The sequence below is a fragment of the Caloramator quimbayensis genome, from assembly GCF_900167605.1.
In the GTDB taxonomy this organism is placed as follows: Bacteria; Bacillota; Clostridia; order Clostridiales; family Caloramatoraceae; genus Caloramator_B; species Caloramator_B quimbayensis.
The window spans coordinates 19083-37777 of the sequence record NZ_FUYH01000018.1; the positions used below are offsets into that span (position 1 = coordinate 19083).

Consider the following 18695-nt stretch of genomic DNA (forward strand, 5'->3'; position numbering starts at 1 on the left):
ATATATGATAACACACGGGAAAAATATAAAGATATTTACAGGCAACTCCAATCCCGACCTTGCGGCAGAAATTGCTGATGTAGTTGGAGTAGAACTTGGAAATGCAGAAGTAGGAAGGTTCAGCGACGGAGAAATTTCGGTCAATATTAATGAAACAGTAAGAGGTGCAGATGTATTTGTTGTACAGTCAACCTGTGCACCTGTAAACGACAATTTAATGGAACTTTTAATTTTAATGGATGCTTTTAGAAGAGCTTCTGCAGGAAGAATAACAGCAGTTATACCATACTATGGCTATGCAAGACAGGATAGAAAGGCAAAGGCGAGGGATCCAATTACTGCTAAACTCGTTGCAGATTTAATACATGCAGCTGGTGCAGACAGAGTTCTTGCTATGGATTTACATGCAGCTCAAATACAGGGTTACTTCAACATACCTGTAGATCATCTTTTAGGGGTACCGATATTAAGCAAATATTTCCTCGATATGGGGCTTTGTGATGAAGATGTGGTAGTAGTATCTCCAGACCTTGGAAGTGTAACAAGAGCAAGAAAGTTTGCAGACAGACTTCATGCTCCTATAGCTATAATAGATAAGAGAAGGCCAAAGGCAAATGTTGCAGAAGTTATGAACGTTATAGGAGATATAAAAAATAAAAAGGTAATACTTGTTGATGATATGATAGATACTGCTGGGACTATTGTAAATGGTGCAAATGCATTAATGGATCTTGGAGCAAAGGAAGTTTACGCTTGCTGCACCCATGCTGTTTTATCAGGTCCGGCAATAGAGAGAATAAGAGATTCTAAAATAAAAGAACTAATAATGCTTAATACTATTCCTCTATCAAAAGAAAAGCAAATCGATAAGATAAAGGTTATTTCAGTTGCTCCTGTCTTTGCTGAGGCTATAAAGAGAATATATGAAGATTTATCAGTAAGTAAATTGTTTGATTAAAGGATGCGTTTGCATCCTTTTAATTTTGTAAAATTATATTGAACATTTTATATATAAAGGTATAGGAAGTTGAATTTAATCGCTTAAAATGAGAAAATATTAATAAAAATATGAGGAGGGTTAATATGGTTGAGACAAAGGTGTTAGTCGTTGATGATGACAGCAATATTTGTGATTTAATAGAACTTTATCTTCAAAAGGAAGGATACAGGGTTTACAAGGCACATAATGGTTCTGAAGCTATAAAAATTTATAGGGATAAGACGGTAGATATAATTGTTCTTGATATAATGATGCCGATTATGGATGGATATGAAACGCTTAAGGAAATAAGAAAAACATCTTCGGTTCCTGTTCTTATGCTTACAGCAAAGGGGGAAACTTTTGACAGGGTATTAGGACTTGAACTTGGAGCAGATGACTATATAGTAAAACCCTTTGAACCTAAAGAACTTGTTGCAAGAATAAAGGCTGTATTAAGAAGATATAAGCCTCAGACTCAGAAAAGAGCTCTCGAATTTTCAGATCTTATAATAGATGCAGATTCATATATAGTTAAATATAAAGGTCAAGAGATGGAAATGCCTCCTAAGGAGTTTGAGCTTTTATATTTTATTGCCTCAAATCCTAATAAGGTATTTACAAGGGATCAGCTTTTGTATGAGGTTTGGGGATATGATTATCCAGGGGATTCGAGAACTGTGGATGTTCATGTAAAGCGTCTCAGAGAAAAACTTCCTGATAATAAAGAGTGGCAGATTAAAACTGTATGGGGAGTAGGGTACAAGTTTGAGGTGAAATAAATGAAAAAAAGCCTTTTTACTAAGCTTATAACCACGTATTTTATAATACTTGTTATATCCTATAGTCTTGTTGCAGTATTTTTGTCTTATTGGTTTTACAGTTATTATAAAGATCAGAAGACAAAGGAACTGATTAGAGAAGGAGTAAATCTTAACAGCATAGTTTCAAACTATGTTCATGGAAAGGCTGATGCATCTAAGCTTAAATATGAATTGTCTGTTATCGACAGGCTTTTAAATGCAAGAATATGGCTTATAGATAATTATGGATATATCTATGGATATTCTGGGGATGAAACGGACAAAATAACAGGTAAACAAATTACAAGTACCGAAATAGATGAGGTCCGAAAAAGAAACATAATAGTAAAGACTGGAAGTTTTAAGGGAATGTTTTCAACACCAATGCTGACGGTTGGAATGCCTATAATAATAGACGGTCAGGTTAGAAGTGTTGTATTTTTACATTCACCTTTAAATGAAATAACTAATGCCTTAAAAAGAGTATTCTTTGTTATTTGGATGGCTGCTTTCTTTGCCATACTTATTTCTGCCTTTATAATATATTATTTTTCAGATAGAATACTAATAAAACCCCTTGGAAGGATAAATGAAACAGCAAAACTCATATCAAAGGGAGAATTTGACAGAAGAGTTGATCTGACATCCGATGATGAAATTGGAGATTTAGCAAAATCCTTTAACTACATGGCAGATTCCCTTGAAAATCTTGAAAAAATGAGGAGAAGTTTTATTGCAAATATTTCTCATGAACTGAGATCTCCAATGACTTCAATAAATGGCTTTTTATCGGGTATTATAGATGGTACGATACCTCAGGAAAAGACATCCTATTATTTAAAAATTGTTTACGATGAAATAAAAAGGCTTATTAGACTTATAAATGATCTTTTAGACCTTGCAAGATTAGAATCCGGTGAATTTTCTTTATCCATAGGTACTTTTGATATAAATGAGCTTATAAGACAAAGAATAATAAAGTTTGAAGATAAGATTAATAAAAAGAAAATAAATGTGGAGGTTGTTTTAACAGGCAATAAGTTAAAAGTAAAGGGAGATAGGGACAGAATTGATCAGGTTATAACTAATCTTGTTGACAATGCAATTAAATTTGTTCCTGAGGAAGGGTTAATCGAGATTAAAACAGAGATAAAAGAAGACAGGTTGCTTGTTAGCGTTTTTAACAATGGACCTTCTATACCAAAGGATGAAATAGCATATATCTGGGATAGATTTCATAAAGTTGATAAAGCACGTTCAAAAGGCGGAGGTACAGGACTTGGGCTTTCTATTGCAAGGCAGATTATAAATCAGCATAAGCAAACTATATGGGTAGAGTCAGGAGATAAGGGTACCAAATTTACTTTTACTCTAAGCCTAAGTTAATTCTTAATATTTTCAATAATAGTTCATATTTTATTAAAAAAGCATATTTATAATTAAATTAGAAATGTGAGGAGGTGCTGCAATGGACTTTAATAATAACTCTTGGGAAAGCGGCGTAAGATTTGTTGAAGAAAGAAAACCAAAGAAATTTATGAGGTTTTTAGGACTTATACTGATTGTATTTTTTTCAGCTTCTATAGGCGGTATTCTTGGGGGATATTATGTTAAAAAGAACTATGATAATGGATATGTCTATCAGGAAAAGTCACAGGAAAACATTAAAAATCTGTCTCAAAACAATGAAACGGCGGACATACCAAAGAATTCAATAAATCAAGTTGCTGATGCTGTTGGTCCTGCAATTGTTGGAGTTGACAATAACGTTAGAACTTGGGGAGGGGGAACAGCTCTTCAGGGAAGCGGCTCGGGTATAATATTTGACAAGTCAGGATATATAGTAACAAATGAACACGTAATAGATGGAGCTACAAATGTAACTGTAACCCTTCCAGGAGGGAAAAAGTTACCTGCAAAGGTAATAGGAAGCGATATCAGAACTGACCTTGCAGTACTAAAAATAAATGCTACAAACCTTCCAGTTGCAAAGTTTGGGGATTCATCTAAAGTAAGAGTTGGGGATACAGCAATTGCAATAGGAAATCCGCTTGGAGAGGAATTTGCAGGTTCTGTAACTGCGGGGGTAGTAAGTGCTGTTAATAGAAAGCTCTACCTTGATGGTAAAGTATACAGGCTTATTCAAACGGATGCGTCAATAAATCCAGGAAACAGCGGAGGTGCTCTTTGCAATACTGCAGGAGAGGTTATAGGTATAAATACTTTAAAAAATGTTGATGCAGAGGGCATGGGATTTGCAATTCCAATTAATGAAGCGATACCGATTATACAATCTCTTATGAAAAACGGATATGTCTCAAGACCATATATAGGTATTGAATATCAATTTATTGATGAAGATACAGCAAAGGAAAATCAAGTTCCAATTGGAGGATATGTGGTAAGAGTTGTAAGAGATGGAGCAGCTGAAAAAGCAGGAATACTTCCTGGAGATATAATAGTAGCTCTTGATGGGGCAAATATAGATACTTCTGATTCCTTAACAGAAATACTTTCAAAGCATAAAGTAGGCGATGTTGTAACTATGAAAATATATAGATCCGGAAGATACCAGAATGTGCAGATAAAGCTTCAGGATTCAAATGGTAGATAAGGCCTTTTGGCCTTTTTCTTTTTTAAATAAAATGTTTATGATATGATATAATATATGTTATTTAGTAAGAAGGAGTGTTTTAAATGTATCTTGTTGCAGGCCTTGGGAATATTGGAAATGAGTACGCTGATACAAGACATAATATAGGATTTATGGTTGTTGATTTTATATCGAATAAGCTTGATTTTAAAATCTCGAAGATAAAATTTAAAGGCCTTGTTGGAGAATGTATGATTAAAGATGAGAAGGTTATATTTTTAAAGCCCTCTACATATATGAATTTAAGCGGTGAAAGTATTAGAGAGGCTGTAGATTTTTATAAAATTCCAATTTCAAATGTCATCGTTGTTTATGATGATGTTGATATAATGTTTGGAAGGATAAGGATTAGGCCTTCAGGAAGCGATGCAGGCCATAATGGAATGAAGAGCATAATATATCAATTAAACAGCAATGAATTTCCAAGAGTTAGAGTAGGAATAGGAAGTCCAGATAAAAATATGATATCCCATGTTCTTGGAAAGTTTTCTCAAAATGAAAAGGAAGTTTTAAGTAAAGTTATAGAAACATCATCAGATGCAGTAATTGAAATAATAAAAAATGGAATACAAAGCGCTATGAATAAGTATAATTGTTTAAAAATTAGTAAAGAATAGAAATGTACTCTTAAAAGGGGGTGGATTCTTGAGGTTTGAAGGTTTAAACAGTGTGTTTAGACAGCATGAAGGCTATGAGGCCATAATTTCATCATTAAATTCACGAAAAACTCCATGTCAAGTTCACGGCCTTTCGGAATCTCAAAAGGCCTATGTTTCGTGCTGTCTTTTTGATTCTTTAAAAAGACAGATTTTAATATTAACACATAATGATATTGAAGCGAGAAAGATATATGATGATATTAAAACTTTTACAGATAAATGTTTTTATTTCCCTATTAAAGAAATGGTTTTTAATGTAGACGTTACTTCTGGTGAGGTTAAAACAGAAAGGCTCAAAACTATATATAAAATACTATCTGGAGAGCCTATAATAGTTGTTGCATCTATAGATTCAGTTTTCTATAATATGCCTCCAAAGAATTTATTTATTAAAAACAATATCCTTTTAAAACCTAATGATTCATTTGAAATAGAGAATTTAACCGCTAAACTTATAGAAATTGGATATGAAAGGGTTGAAATGGTAGAAGGTGTTGGCCAATTTGCCCAAAGAGGAGGAATAATAGATATATTTTCCCCTCTTTATAATGAACCTTTTAGAATAGAGTTTTTTGGAGATGAAATCGACACAATCAGAACCTTTGATGTAATAAGCCAAAGAAGCAGAAGTAAAGTCGATGAGGCACTGATTTATCCAGCAAGGGAAACAATAATAGAATCTGAAAAAATACCATTAATAATTAACAATTTAGAGAAGGACTTTGAATTAAAATATAAATCATTTTCAAAGAAAAATAAAGAATCGGCAGACAGACTAAAACAAAGGGTAAAAGAAAATATAGAAAAGCTCAGAAATTTTAAATACTTTGAAGGCATTGACAGTTACATGTTATATTTATACAATTCATCAAACTTCTTTATAGATTATTTTAATAATCCTTTAGTAATACTCGATGAATCGGGGAGAATAGCTCAAAGGATTAAAACATCATATGATGAATTTGAGGAAACCTTTAAGGCGCTTCTTGAAAAAGGGGATGTAATGCCCAAACAGGGGGAGTATTTTTTGCCTCCTGAATATATACTCGATGCTGTTAAAAAAAATAATATCATAGCTTTAAACATGCTTCCAAGAGTAGTTGAAGATATAAAGCCTCTGTCGGTTGTTAACTTCAATGCTGTATCTATGAATCCTATATCGGGCAACATTGAATTTTTGTTAAACGAAATTAAAAGTAAAATTAAGAATAGATATCATATACTTATCATGGCAGGTACAGCAGCAAGAGCTGAAAGACTTGCAAGAAGCCTTAGGGACGAGGAAATAGATGCGATATTCAGCGAGCAGGTTAATGAGATAAAAGCAGGGAGTATAGTAGTAACTTTTGGAAGTTTGAGCAGAGGAATGGAATTCCCTGATTTAAAGCTTATCGTAATATCTGATAAAGAGGTTTTCAAAGAAAAAACTGAGAGAAAAAAAACCTTTACAAAAAAAGCAGGGAAAATACAAAGTTTTACAGATTTAAGAGCAGGAGATTATGTTGTCCATGTAAATCATGGAATAGGAATTTATAAGGGCATAAGCCAGCTTGAAATAGATGGAATAAAAAAGGATTATCTTCTTTTACAATATCAAGGCGGGGACACCCTTTATGTTCCAGCAGAACAGCTTGATATGGTTCAAAAGTATATAGGGGCGGATGACAACCCTCCTAAGGTTTATAAGCTTGGAGGAAGCGAGTGGGCAAAGACAAAGAAAAAGGTTAAAGAATCGCTAAAGGAAATGGCTGAAAACTTAATTGAGCTTTATGCTGTAAGAAGGACTATAAAGGGATATGCTTTTTCAAAGGATACTCCATGGCAAAAGCAGTTTGAAGAAGAATTTCCCTATGATGAAACTCCAGACCAGCTGACAGCTATAGAAGAAATTAAACGGGATATGGAAAAGACGCAGCCCATGGACAGACTACTTTGCGGTGATGTTGGATATGGCAAGACTGAAGTAGCTATGAGAGCTGCTTTTAAGGCAGTTATGGATGGCAAGCAGGTTGCGGTTCTTGTACCAACTACGATACTTGCAGAGCAGCATTATAACAATTTTAAGCAAAGGTTTATGGATTTCCCTGTAACTATAGATATGATAAGCAGGTTTAGAAGCAGAGAACAGCAAAAAAAGACTCTTTTAGAGCTTCATTCAGGCAATATAGATATAGTAATAGGAACACATAGGCTTCTTCAAAAGGATGTCAGGTTTAAAGATTTAGGGCTTTTAATAGTAGATGAAGAGCAGAGATTTGGAGTTTCTCACAAGGAAAAGATAAAACTTCTTAAAAAAAATATAGATGTTTTAACGCTTACAGCCACTCCAATCCCAAGGACGCTCCATATGTCCATGATTGGCGTTAGAGATATGAGCATAATTGAAACTCCTCCTGAGGAGAGATATCCTGTTCAAACCTATGTTATGGAATATAACGAAAACATCATTAGGGATGCGATAATAAGAGAAATGTCAAGAGGAGGACAGGTTTTTTTCGTATATAACAGAGTCGAAACGATAAAGGACATGCAATCGGCTTTAACAAAATTGGTTCCAGAGGCTAAGATTACCATAGGGCATGGAAAGATGGACGAAAAGGAGCTTGAAGAGGCTATTTTATCATTTATTTCAGGCGATGGGGATGTGCTTTTATGTACAACCATTATTGAAACAGGAATAGATATGCCCAATGTAAATACTCTAATCGTATATGATGCAGACAAAATGGGCTTATCACAGCTCTATCAGCTTAGAGGAAGGGTTGGAAGATCTAACAGGCTTGCTTATGCTTATTTTACTTATAAAAAAGATAAGATTTTAACTGAAGTTGCTGAAAAAAGGCTAAAGGCTATAAAGGAATTTACTGAGTTTGGTTCTGGCTTTAAAATAGCAATGAGAGACCTTGAAATAAGAGGAGCTGGCAATCTGTTAGGAACTCAGCAGCATGGACATATGGCTGCTGTTGGATATGATTTATACTGCAGGCTTCTTGAAGAGACAGTAAGGGAGCTAAAGGGTGATGCAGAGGAGGAATATATTGAGCCTTCTATAGAAATAACAACTAATGCTTATATACCTGATAATTTCATAGGGGATGAAATGATAAAGATAGAAACATATAAAAAGATTGCTTCAATTGAGAATATGGAAGATAAGATTGAGGTTGAAGAAGAAATTATTGATAGGTTTGGAGATATTCCGCCTTCAGTTGAAAATCTAATAAATATAGCCTATATAAAATCTTTGAGTAAAAAGTTAAAGATAACAAATATTAAGCAGGTAGAAAGGGACATATATATTCATTTTAAAGATGCAAGCTTTATAAGTATTGATGTTTTAAGAGATGTAAACCTTAAGATGGATAGAGCTTTAAGTTATGGCAGTACTACTCAGCCAATAATAAAGTTAAAAATTAAAAATATTTCTCAGAATGTAAATTTAATAAAGAAATTTTTGGAACTTATAAGTGATTTGCATAATATAAGCAAATAGATTATAATATTTTTATACGTTAAGAGAGAGAGGGATTAAAGTGGGGAAAGTTAAAAAGTTAATTCTAAATTTATCAATCGGTTTATTTTTAATGGGTCTTACAGGGTGTGATTTAATAGCTAAGACACCTGAAGGAGTAAAGAATACAGTGGTTGCAACTGTAGGCAGCGACAAAATTACAAAGGGAGAATTTGATAAGAGAATGTCTCTTCAAATAGCACAGTATGAGGCATATTACGGTAAAGGATTTTTTGATAAAAAAGAAAATGCGGAATATCTTAAAGAATTGAAGTCTCAAGCGCTTGAACAGATGATAGATGAAAAAATATATCTTCAAAAAGCAAAGGAGCTTAATCTTATTCCAGATGAAAAAACTTTAAGCAGCGATGTAGATAAAAAAGTAGATGAAGCAAAAAAAGCAGCTGGCGATGAGAAAAAGTTCAATGAACAGCTTTCAAATTTAAAAATTACTATAGATGATTATAAAGAACTTGTTAGAAACAGCATTATCTTTGAAAAACTATATGATAATCAGACTAAGGATGTAAAAGTAACTGATCAGGAAATTACTAATTATTATCATGAAAATTCCTATGACTATACAGAAAAGCCTAATGTTATGAATGTATCACATATACTTGTTAATACAGAAGAAGAGGCAAAAAAGGTTAAGGATGAAATAGATAAGGGCATGAAATTTGAAGACGCTGCAAAGAAATACAGTACAGATCCTGGTTCTAAAGATAAAGGGGGAGAATTAGGAGACATTTACTACAGCGATAAGAATTATGATAAGGATTTTATGATTGCAGCTATTGCGCTGCCTGAGGGTAAGATAAGTACACCTGTTAAGAGCCAATTTGGATATCATATTATAAAAGTAAACAAAAAAACTGAGTATCCTTTAGTGCCTCTTGAAAAAGTTAAAAACGAAATAAGTGGAATGCTTTTAGAACAGAAAAAATCTGATAAGTTCCAAGAAACTATTAATGCTTGGAAAGAAAAGATAAAGATTAAAAGCTACGAGGATAGATTATAGGCTGCTATATAGCGGCCTTTTGTTTACTATAAAAATATATGTAGAAATATGGCGAACCAAAATATTGCTAAATTTTATGCAATGGATGTATAATATTAATATACCTAATCATAAGACAATTTGGACAATTCAGAAAAAACATAAATGAAATTATAGCTGCTTTGTGATTTTTGGACTATATGTCCTAAAATAAATTTAAATGAGGGGGACTTATTTATGCAAAAAGAAAAAAAACTGGGGTTATTCCTACTGACAGGGCTTGCTATAGGTTCCATGATAGGTGCAGGTATATTTAACAGCCCTACAGACCTAATTGGAAGCGCCAATCCTCAGGCAACAGTTATTGCATGGCTGTTAGGCGGTTTTGGAGTTTTGATGATTGCGCTGGTTTTCCAAATGCTAGCTAATAAAAAGCCAGAGCTTACAGGAGGTATTTATTCCTATGCAAGGGAAGGTTTTGGAGATCTTGTTGGTTTCAGCTCTGCCTGGGGATATTGGTTTAGTGCAGTTATTGGTAATGTTGCATTCATATTTTTAATTTTTAAAACTATTAACAGCTTCTTCCCAGAAGGCCAAGGACTTAAGCCTGTTGTTTCATTTATTCTTGGTTCATTATTGCTATTGTTGTATCATTATGTTATTAGCCGAGGAATTAAAAATGCAAGCGTTATAAATGCATTGTTTACAATTGCCAAGATAATTCCTCTATTACTTGTTATATTGTTTGGATTATTCGTTTGGAAATCGAGCATATTCAGTGTACCTGATTGGAAAAATCTTCTTGCAGCAACAAAGGAAAGTACAAACCTATACAGCCAAATAAATGGAGCTATGGGAACTATTCTTTGGTGCTTTATAGGTATTGAAGCTGCGGTTGTTATGTCAACAAGAGCTACAGATCAAAAAACTGTTGGAAGGGCAACAATACTTGGATTTTTTATTACTTTAATTATTTATATGTTAATATCCGTTGTTGCTATGGGTGTTATTTCAGCAGATAAGCTTGCAAGTGCTGGAACACCTCTCGCAGATGTTCTTGCTGCTACTGCCCTTGGAAGCGTTGGAGGGACGATAGTAAGATTTGGAGTTTTAGTTTCAGTATCAGGTGCTCTTTTGAGCTGGATATTATTAACAGCAGAACTCCCATTCATTGCAGCGAAGGACCGTGTAATGCCAAAATGGTTTGAAAAAGAAAACGCTGCAGGAGTACCGATTAACTCATTGAGATTAACAAATATAGTTACATTTATTTTTATATTTGGACTCCTTTCTGAAAAGCTTCAGAGCGCATATAATATAGCTTATACATTAGCAACTACAGTTTATTTAATTCCATACCTTTTATCAACTATATATGCTATTAAAATATGTATAAATGAAAAAGGAAAGGCTTCTGAAACAATAATAGCAGTTTTGGCTACAATATACTCTGTTTATGTAATATATACAGTAGGATTGATGTATTTTGGACTTGCAATAATTATATACACAATAGGATTGTTTGTTTACTATATGGCAAAGAAGGAGAAAAATGAAAAATTCAGCAAAGCTGAAACAATTGCAATATCTGTATTAGTTTTAGTTTCGGCTGTAATGATTGCTTTGATTGCATCGGGCAAAATAGCTTTATAAAATTTCAAGATGTTATAAAAGCTGTCTCAAAGATAAGAATATTTAATTTGAGACAGCTTTTATAGTTTTAATATATAACATATCTTCCTTTCTCGTCTACTTTTACATTTGGAATAATTTTAGTCTTATCAAATATATTATATATTTATTTTAGATTTCCCCAAAAATTTATTAAAGAATCATTTTTTTTATATTCATTTAATAGAATTGTAAAATTATAGTCATATTAACCTCCATTAATTTTGAAAATATTATTATAAAAAGTATATGTAAAATATTATATTACACTGAATATAAAATAAACATATTGTCAGTAAACGAATAAAAAAATTACTATTATCTATGTAAAGTTTACTATGTATACAATAAATATTCATAGTACTGAAATATCTTGAAAGGTTTGCAGATGCAAAAATGGATAATTAAACAAAAAATATGAATAAATACTTGAATATATAAATATAATGAATTATAATAAGGATATGAATAATGATACAAATATAATGTATAATATAAATAATAAAAGGTGGAGTGATTTTTATGGAAAAAAATTTTACAAATGTAAGTATAGATTTGAGAAGCATTGAGAGAAGTCCTTACAGAAACAGAGAGCAAAAATGCATGGGATGCGGATACATGCAAAGACCATCTTCCTATGGAGTTTGTTCTTTTTGCCATTTAAATTATCTGAAAAAACAGGACAAAAGATAAAATTTATCTTTATACTTAGGTGTTTTTCCTAAGTATTTTTTTTATGTTAAAAATTAAGAAATTTTGTTCTATTTTGGGTATAATTTTCTGTAATTTGAAGAAATTAATATTAAGGTAAAATATATAATCTAATACACATTTAAGGAGGTAAAGTAATGAAAGCAACCGGAATAGTAAGAAGAATCGATGACTTAGGAAGAGTTGTTATACCTAAAGAGATAAGACGTACATTAAGGATTAGAGAAGGAGACCCTCTTGAAATTTTTACAGACCGTGAGGGAGGAATAATACTAAAGAAATATTCTCCAATTGGAGAACTAAGCGATTTTGCAAAGGAATACGCTGAAGCTCTGCAGCAATCCATCGGTCATGCAATACTTATATGCGATAGAGATTCAATTATAGCTGTTGCAGGAGCAACAAAGAAAGAATACATGGAAAAAAGGATTAGTGAAGATGTTGAAAAAATATTAAACGAAAGAAAGACTGTTATGCATAATGCAAAGGATGGCGGAAAAGGCTTTGCTATAACTAATGATGAAGAAGATGGCACAGCATATATGGCTCAGGTTATTTCGCCTATAGTAGCTGAAGGTGATGCAATTGGTGCAGTAATTATAATGTCAAAGGATGAAAATGTCAGCATGGGAGATCAGGAGAAAAAGCTGTCAGAAACAGCAGCTGTATTTTTAGGAAAACAGATGGAACAATAATTTTTAAATAGCAGCCTTAGGCTGCTTTTGTTTTGCATATAATTTTTAAAACTCTAATATTTTATTATAAGAAAATATAATTAGAAGCTCTTTCGATTAATTTAACAGGGGGATATGGATGAAAAAAAATATTGTAAGGGGAACGCTCATACTCGGTATTGCTGGGATTATTGCTAAACTATTAGGATTCTTTTTTAGAATACCATTAATATATATGATTGGAGAAGAAGGTATAGGATTATATCAACTGACTTATCCATTATATACCTTTCTTCTCGGTATATCCTCAGGAATTCCTATTGCAATATCTAAAATGATATCAGAGAGAATGGCATTAAACAAAACTAAAGAAGCTTATCGTATATTTAAAATTGCACTCATAATTATGGGTATATTCGGAGGGTTATCAAGTATATTTTTAATAATTTTTTCAAAAACCATAATATACTCTTTGAGATGGAGTAAAGATGCCTATTATTCACTTCTTGGAATATCACTTGCACCTTTTTTTACATGTGCCTTATCGGCTTTTCGAGGTTATTTTCAAGGTATTCAGGATATGACTCCACCAGCAGCGTCTCAGATAATAGAACAAATCATGCGTGTTATTTTTGGCGTTGGGCTTGCGTACTTACTGCTTCCATATGGCATATCAGCTGCTGCAGGCGGGGCATCCTTTGGAGCCGTAGCAGGTTCAATAGCAGGACTTTTTTGGATGATATTATGTTACTCAAAAAAGAGATTAAGATATATGGAAAAACAGCCATCGTCTCCTGCTGCTTTGATTTTAATTGAAATATTTAAAATAGCAATACCTATATCAATAGGTCAGGCAATAGGGGCAATAATGTCGCTGATAGATTCAATAATGGTTGTAGGATTGCTTAAAATAGCTGGTTTTAATGAACAATATGCTACTGTACTCTACGGACAGTTGACAGGTAAGGCCTTTGTACTTATAAACGTACCACTAACTCTTTCGATAGCACTTTCACAAAGCACTGTCCCTGCCATATCTGAAAGTTTTGCAATAGGCAACAGAACGAAAATAAACAGGGATATAAAAATGTCGTATAAACTTGCGATGATATTAGCCCTTCCCTGCTGCAGCGGACTTTATGTGCTCGCTGAACCAATACTTTCCTTAGTATTTCAGGGCCTTAGCCAAGGATGGAATCTTATGCAGATATTATCTATTGCAGCATTTTTTATTATAATTGCTCAAGCTTCAACAAGTATACTTAATGGTATCGGGAAAACTTTTATTCCTGTTTGTATAATGATATTTGGGAGTATAATTAAAATAATTATAAATATAATATTTATACCTATTCCGGCTTTAAACATAAAATCTGCGGCTTATGGAACACTTATAGCTTATTTTATTGTTGCTTTAATTGATTTTATACTTGTGGTAAAATATACAAAGGTTAAAATTGACTTTAAGGAAATAGTAATTAAACCATTGATATGTACAATTACTATGGTTTTTGTTGTTATGATTAGTTATACTTTTATTTATAGTTTAACTTTAACAAAAAGTCTAACAACAATAATATCAATTTTATCAGGAATTTTATCCTATTTAGTTATGCTGCTTTTAACAAAAACTTTAACTTTTAGTGAAATTAAAAGAATAGTTTAATAAGGAGATGAACTGATGATAAAGATAGTAGGGTTAGGTCCAGGTTCAAGGGATGATTTAACTTTAAAATGTATAAATGTAATTAAAGATGCTAATAATCTATATTTGAGGACAGATAAACATCCTTGTGTTGACTATATAAAAAGTCTTGGAGTAAAATTTGAAACCTTCGATAGCTTTTATGATAAAAGCGATAATTTTGATGATGTTTATGAGAAAATAGCAAGGCATATAGTAAACTTAGAGGATGTTGTCTATGCTGTGCCTGGGCATCCTCTTGTTGCTGAAAAGTCAGTATCTTTAATACTAAACTATGCAAAGGAAAAGGAAATTTATGTTGAGGTTATACCTGCATTAAGTTTTGTTGATGTAATAGTAAATGCGCTTAAAGTCGATCCTATTGATGGGTTAAAAATAATTGACGCTCTTCAGATTGAAAAACAGATGCCCGATATTAATGTTGGAAATATCATAACTCAAATATATTCAAAAATGGTAGCTTCTGATGTAAAGATAAAGCTAATGGAGTATTACAGCGATGAGCAGGAAGTATTTTTAATAAGGGCTGCAGGAGTAAAAGACCTTGAAAAAATACAAAAAATGCCTCTGTTTGAGATTGATAGAGTGGACTGGATTGATTACCTTACAAGTCTATATATTCCGCCATCAACTAAGCGTATAAGGTATGATATGGAAGATTTAACGGAGGTAATGAAAAAACTTAGAAGTGAAAATGGATGTCCTTGGGATAGAGAGCAGACCCACGAAAGCCTTAAAAGATATCTTATTGAAGAAGCTTATGAGGTTATTGATGCTATTGATAATGATGATATGGAATCCCTTTGTGAAGAACTTGGAGATGTATTACTGCAAGTCGTATTCCATAGTCAAATAGCAGAAGAATTTGGGGAATTTAATTTAAAGGATGTGGTACATGGAATAACAGATAAAATGATTAAAAGACATACTCATGTTTTTGGTGAGGACATATGTAAAATATCTGAAGATGTTCTTCAAAATTGGGAAAAGATAAAAAGAGATGAAAAAAATATAGAGTCATATACGGATAATTTAAAAGCAATACCAAAACCCCTTCCAGCACTTTTAAGAAGCTATAAAGTTCAGGAAAAGGCCGCACAGGTTGGTTTTGACTGGGATAAAGTAGATGAAGCAGTTGATAAAGTTAAAGAGGAACTTAATGAATTTCTTCAGGTATATAAAACAAATAATTATGGAAATATAATAGAAGAAATTGGTGATTTATTGTTTGCTGTTGTAAATGTTGCAAGATTTTTTGATATAAATCCTGAATTTGCCTTGACAAAAACGATAGAAAAGTTTATAACAAGATTTGAGTACATTGAAAAGTCAGCAGAAAAAAATGGAAAAAAACTTGAGGACATGACTTTAAAAGAGATGGATCAGCTTTGGGATGAGGCAAAAAATAAAAAAAATAATACAAAAAGAAGGATTTTTTGAACTTATGAAGAATTAACTACTGTAATCTATTTAATAGATTAACTAAGGAGGGTATTAAAGTGAACAAAGCAGAATTAATTACTTCAATAGCAGAAAAGAGTGCATTAACAAAAAAGGATGCAGAAAAGGCACTTAAAGCATTTATGGAAAGTGTCGAAGAAGCATTAGAAAGAAACGACAAGGTTCAGCTTGTTGGATTTGGAACATTTGAAGTTAGAGAAAGAGGAGAAAGAAAAGGAAGAAATCCAAAGACATTAGAAGAAATAACAATCCCAGCATCAAAAGTTCCAGTATTTAAAGCAGGAAAAGAATTAAAGGATAAGGTAAATAAGTAAAAAAATCAGGTCTTGTACCTGGTTTTTTTAAATTTAAGGAAGTGTTATTGTGAGATTAGATAAATTTTTAAAAGTTTCAAGGATAATAAAAAGAAGGACCGTAGCAAAGGAAGTTTGTGATACGGGTAAGGTATTAGTAAATGGAAGGGTTGCAAAACCTGGTACTGATGTTAAAGTTGGAGATATAATAGAGATTCAATATGCATCGGGGGCTATAAAGGCTCAGGTAAACGATGTTTCAGAACATGTAACAAAAGCAGAGGCTGAAAAGATGTATAAAATAATCAGCGGTAAAGAAATAGAGTAAAAGGTCAAGCAAAGCTTGACTTTTTTTATGCACAATCTGTGGATAACTCTGTGGATATATTGTGAGAATAATGTGAGTTTGTGTTAGTAAGTTAAAAAATCAAGTCATAAATTTAAGAGTAAATGCATAATAATATATGAGATTGGAGGGATTATATGGAAAATAAATCTTTAAAATCTCAACATAATCATATAGTTCATATAGATAACCGGCAAAGGATAGATATAACTGGAGTCATTAACGTGATTACGTTTAATGAAGAAAACATTGTGCTAATGACTGAGATGGGAGGATTAAATATAAAGGGAAAGAACATGAAGGTGAATAAACTAAATGTGGATAATGGGGATATGTGTATTGAAGGAGATTTCATATCAATGGTATACACTACAAAGGAGGCAGGGAAAAAAGAAAGTATGATTAAGAAATTGTTTAAATAGTTTTATAAAAGTTTCAAAGGAGTATTCATTATGATACTTCCAATAAATATTCAAATATTTTATTTTCTATATACAGCACTTGCAGGTATAATAATAGGTATAATGTTTGATGTTTATAGAATCCTAAGGGGATTTAACAATCCCAATAAATTCATAACTGCAATCTCTGATTTGCTGTTTTGGATATTAGCTGCTATAGTAGTATTTATATTTTTTTTCCATACAAATAATGGAGAGTTAAGGTATTATACTTTTGTAGGAATTATAATCGGGATTTTTTTATACTTTAAGCTGTTTAGCAGGGGCATATTGAAAACTTTAAGATTTATAATATATTATTTTATTAAATTTATCAGGATATTAGTGATTTTAATTTTTTATCCGATAAAGTTAATAGGCTATGGATTAAAATTAATGAAATATGAAATTAAGAAATATATAGTTAAAGTTTTTAAAAATAAAAAATTTATATTTAAGAAGGAAAAAGAGATAAGATAAAGAATATTAACTTATAAAACATTACAAAGGAGAATAGATATGAAAAAAAGTGAGCTGGTTATTTTACTATGTATAATATTATTTTTTGGAGCGATATTTGTAAAACAGCAGTTGATTTTGAACAAGCTGAATAAGGAGTACAAGCAATATAATGACCAGCTTTCAAAGATTAAGATGCAGAATGAACAATTGAATGAGCAGTTTAATATAATGCAAAGAGAGGATTATATTGAAAAACTTGCAAGGGATAAACTTAGGCTTATAAAACCTGGTGAAACTTTGTTTATAGATAAAAATAAGAAAAAATAAGTTAAAGCTTTAATAGAAATTGACTGATAAAATAAATTTTTGTATAATGGTAATATTAAAAAACTATTAAGGAGGAATTTCTACAATATGACCCTGCAAATAGGAAGCGTTTTAGAGGGCACAGTAGTTAATATTACTAATTTTGGAGCCTTTGTTGAGTTATCTGGGAAAACAGGATTGGTTCATATCTCAGAAATATCAGACACCTATGTAAAAGACATAAGGCAGCATCTGAAAGAAAAGGACAAGGTTAAAGTAAAGGTAATTGGAATTGATAATGATGGGAAAATAAGTCTTTCGATAAGACAAGCAAATCCTCAAAAAAAGACAAACAAACCAGTTGAAATAGATTGGGATTATGAGAGGAAAAAGGTTACAGCTTTATCCTTTGAAGAAAGATTAGCAAAGTTTTTAAAGGATAGTGAAGAAAAGTTTCAGGATATAAAGAAGAATCAGGAATCAAAACGCAGTGGAGGCTATGCAAGAAGATAAATTTAAAAGATTTCAAGGCAGTAGAATAATATATAAAGCTTTGAGGGTTATGTTCTTTGCAAGCAGGGGTATGGGGAAGAAGTTTAAGCATTAAAATCTTCTTTCCCTATCTTTAAAATAATATATAACAGATGTAAATAATTTACTAAAAAAATATTTTAAAATCATGTTGACTTAAATCTAAAATCGTTATATAATTTATATTGTCGCAAGAGCGATTCGCCGGAGTGGCGGAACAGGCAGACGCACAGGACTTAAAATCCTGCGATCCCTAAAGGATCGTACCGGTTCGACCCCGGTCTCCGGCACCAATTTAATATCGCGGGGTGGAGCAGCTAGGTAGCTCGTCGGGCTCATAACCCGAAGGTCGAAGGTTCAAATCCTTCCCCCGCAACCAAAATGGCGGCGTAGCTCAGTTGGCCAGAGCATTCGGTTCATACCCGAAGTGTCAGCGGTTCGAATCCGTTCGCCGCCACCAAATACATAAACAGCACCAGTTAGGTGTTTT

The 18695-nt window shown here is 32.4% G+C and carries 18 protein-coding genes and 3 tRNA genes; all 21 read left to right on the plus strand.

Features of this window, described 5'->3' with window-relative positions; all coding sequences use genetic code 11:
• Window positions 1-4 precede the first annotated feature (4 nt).
• The 21 genes from B5D15_RS11020 to B5D15_RS11115 all read left to right on the plus strand — a co-directional run bounded on the left by B5D15_RS11020 (window position 5) and on the right by B5D15_RS11115 (window position 18665).
• The gene (locus tag B5D15_RS11020; RefSeq protein WP_078697207.1) at window positions 5-958 is read left to right on the plus strand and encodes a ribose-phosphate diphosphokinase; all 954 of its coding nucleotides are present in this window, start codon (window positions 5-7) and stop codon (window positions 956-958) included.
• 125 nt (window positions 959-1083) lie between these two features.
• On the plus strand, window positions 1084-1761 hold the full coding sequence (locus tag B5D15_RS11025) for a response regulator transcription factor (protein WP_278305850.1): 678 nt from the start codon (window positions 1084-1086) through the stop codon (window positions 1759-1761).
• A complete protein-coding gene (locus tag B5D15_RS11030; RefSeq protein ID WP_078697183.1) occupies window positions 1762-3168 on the plus strand; it encodes a sensor histidine kinase in 1407 nt (468 codons plus the stop codon). It abuts the gene before it with no gap.
• An 82-nt stretch (window positions 3169-3250) separates the two neighbouring features.
• Window positions 3251-4396: a S1C family serine protease gene (locus B5D15_RS11035; RefSeq protein ID WP_078697184.1), complete on the plus strand. Its 1146-nt coding sequence runs from the start codon at window positions 3251-3253 to the stop codon at window positions 4394-4396.
• An 83-nt stretch (window positions 4397-4479) separates the two neighbouring features.
• Window positions 4480-5052: an aminoacyl-tRNA hydrolase gene (pth, locus tag B5D15_RS11040; protein WP_078697185.1), complete on the plus strand. Its 573-nt coding sequence runs from the start codon at window positions 4480-4482 to the stop codon at window positions 5050-5052.
• A 28-nt stretch (window positions 5053-5080) separates the two neighbouring features.
• Window positions 5081-8587 carry a transcription-repair coupling factor gene (mfd, locus tag B5D15_RS11045; RefSeq protein ID WP_078697186.1) on the plus strand — a complete coding sequence of 1169 codons (3507 nt, stop codon included), beginning with the start codon at window positions 5081-5083 and terminating at the stop codon, window positions 8585-8587.
• A 40-nt stretch (window positions 8588-8627) separates the two neighbouring features.
• Window positions 8628-9626: a peptidylprolyl isomerase gene (locus B5D15_RS11050; RefSeq protein WP_078697187.1), complete on the plus strand. Its 999-nt coding sequence runs from the start codon at window positions 8628-8630 to the stop codon at window positions 9624-9626.
• A 216-nt stretch (window positions 9627-9842) separates the two neighbouring features.
• Window positions 9843-11258, plus strand: a complete 1416-nt coding sequence (locus B5D15_RS11055) for a basic amino acid/polyamine antiporter (RefSeq protein WP_078697188.1) — start codon at window positions 9843-9845, stop codon at window positions 11256-11258.
• 540 nt (window positions 11259-11798) lie between these two features.
• The gene (locus B5D15_RS15480) at window positions 11799-11969 is read left to right on the plus strand and encodes a hypothetical protein (RefSeq protein WP_179122279.1); all 171 of its coding nucleotides are present in this window, start codon (window positions 11799-11801) and stop codon (window positions 11967-11969) included.
• 155 nt (window positions 11970-12124) lie between these two features.
• On the plus strand, window positions 12125-12682 hold the full coding sequence (gene spoVT, locus B5D15_RS11060) for a stage V sporulation protein T (protein WP_078697189.1): 558 nt from the start codon (window positions 12125-12127) through the stop codon (window positions 12680-12682).
• A 118-nt stretch (window positions 12683-12800) separates the two neighbouring features.
• The gene (locus tag B5D15_RS11065; protein WP_078697190.1) at window positions 12801-14327 is read left to right on the plus strand and encodes a putative polysaccharide biosynthesis protein; all 1527 of its coding nucleotides are present in this window, start codon (window positions 12801-12803) and stop codon (window positions 14325-14327) included.
• Window positions 14328-14342: 15 nt separating this feature from the next.
• Window positions 14343-15806 carry a bifunctional methyltransferase/pyrophosphohydrolase YabN gene (gene yabN, locus B5D15_RS11070; protein WP_078697191.1) on the plus strand — a complete coding sequence of 488 codons (1464 nt, stop codon included), beginning with the start codon at window positions 14343-14345 and terminating at the stop codon, window positions 15804-15806.
• Window positions 15807-15865: 59 nt separating this feature from the next.
• Complete coding sequence (locus B5D15_RS11075) at window positions 15866-16141, plus strand: HU family DNA-binding protein (RefSeq protein ID WP_078697192.1); 276 nt, start codon at window positions 15866-15868, stop codon at window positions 16139-16141.
• A gap of 49 nt (window positions 16142-16190) precedes the next feature.
• Window positions 16191-16448 carry an RNA-binding S4 domain-containing protein gene (locus tag B5D15_RS11080; protein WP_078697193.1) on the plus strand — a complete coding sequence of 86 codons (258 nt, stop codon included), beginning with the start codon at window positions 16191-16193 and terminating at the stop codon, window positions 16446-16448.
• Window positions 16449-16603: 155 nt separating this feature from the next.
• A complete protein-coding gene (yabP, locus tag B5D15_RS11085) occupies window positions 16604-16888 on the plus strand; it encodes a sporulation protein YabP (protein ID WP_078697194.1) in 285 nt (94 codons plus the stop codon).
• A 30-nt stretch (window positions 16889-16918) separates the two neighbouring features.
• Complete coding sequence (gene yabQ, locus B5D15_RS11090) at window positions 16919-17386, plus strand: spore cortex biosynthesis protein YabQ (RefSeq protein ID WP_078697195.1); 468 nt, start codon at window positions 16919-16921, stop codon at window positions 17384-17386.
• Window positions 17387-17425: 39 nt separating this feature from the next.
• Entirely contained in the window at window positions 17426-17695 is a 270-nt protein-coding gene (locus B5D15_RS11095; protein WP_078697196.1) for an FtsB family cell division protein, read from the plus strand.
• 87 nt (window positions 17696-17782) lie between these two features.
• Window positions 17783-18187 carry a S1 domain-containing RNA-binding protein gene (locus B5D15_RS11100; protein WP_078697197.1) on the plus strand — a complete coding sequence of 135 codons (405 nt, stop codon included), beginning with the start codon at window positions 17783-17785 and terminating at the stop codon, window positions 18185-18187.
• A gap of 221 nt (window positions 18188-18408) precedes the next feature.
• A tRNA-Leu gene (locus B5D15_RS11105) sits at window positions 18409-18498 on the plus strand.
• A gap of 9 nt (window positions 18499-18507) precedes the next feature.
• Window positions 18508-18584: transfer RNA gene (locus B5D15_RS11110), tRNA-Met, on the plus strand.
• 4 nt (window positions 18585-18588) lie between these two features.
• Window positions 18589-18665 (plus strand) — tRNA-Met (locus B5D15_RS11115).
• Window positions 18666-18695 lie beyond the last annotated feature (30 nt).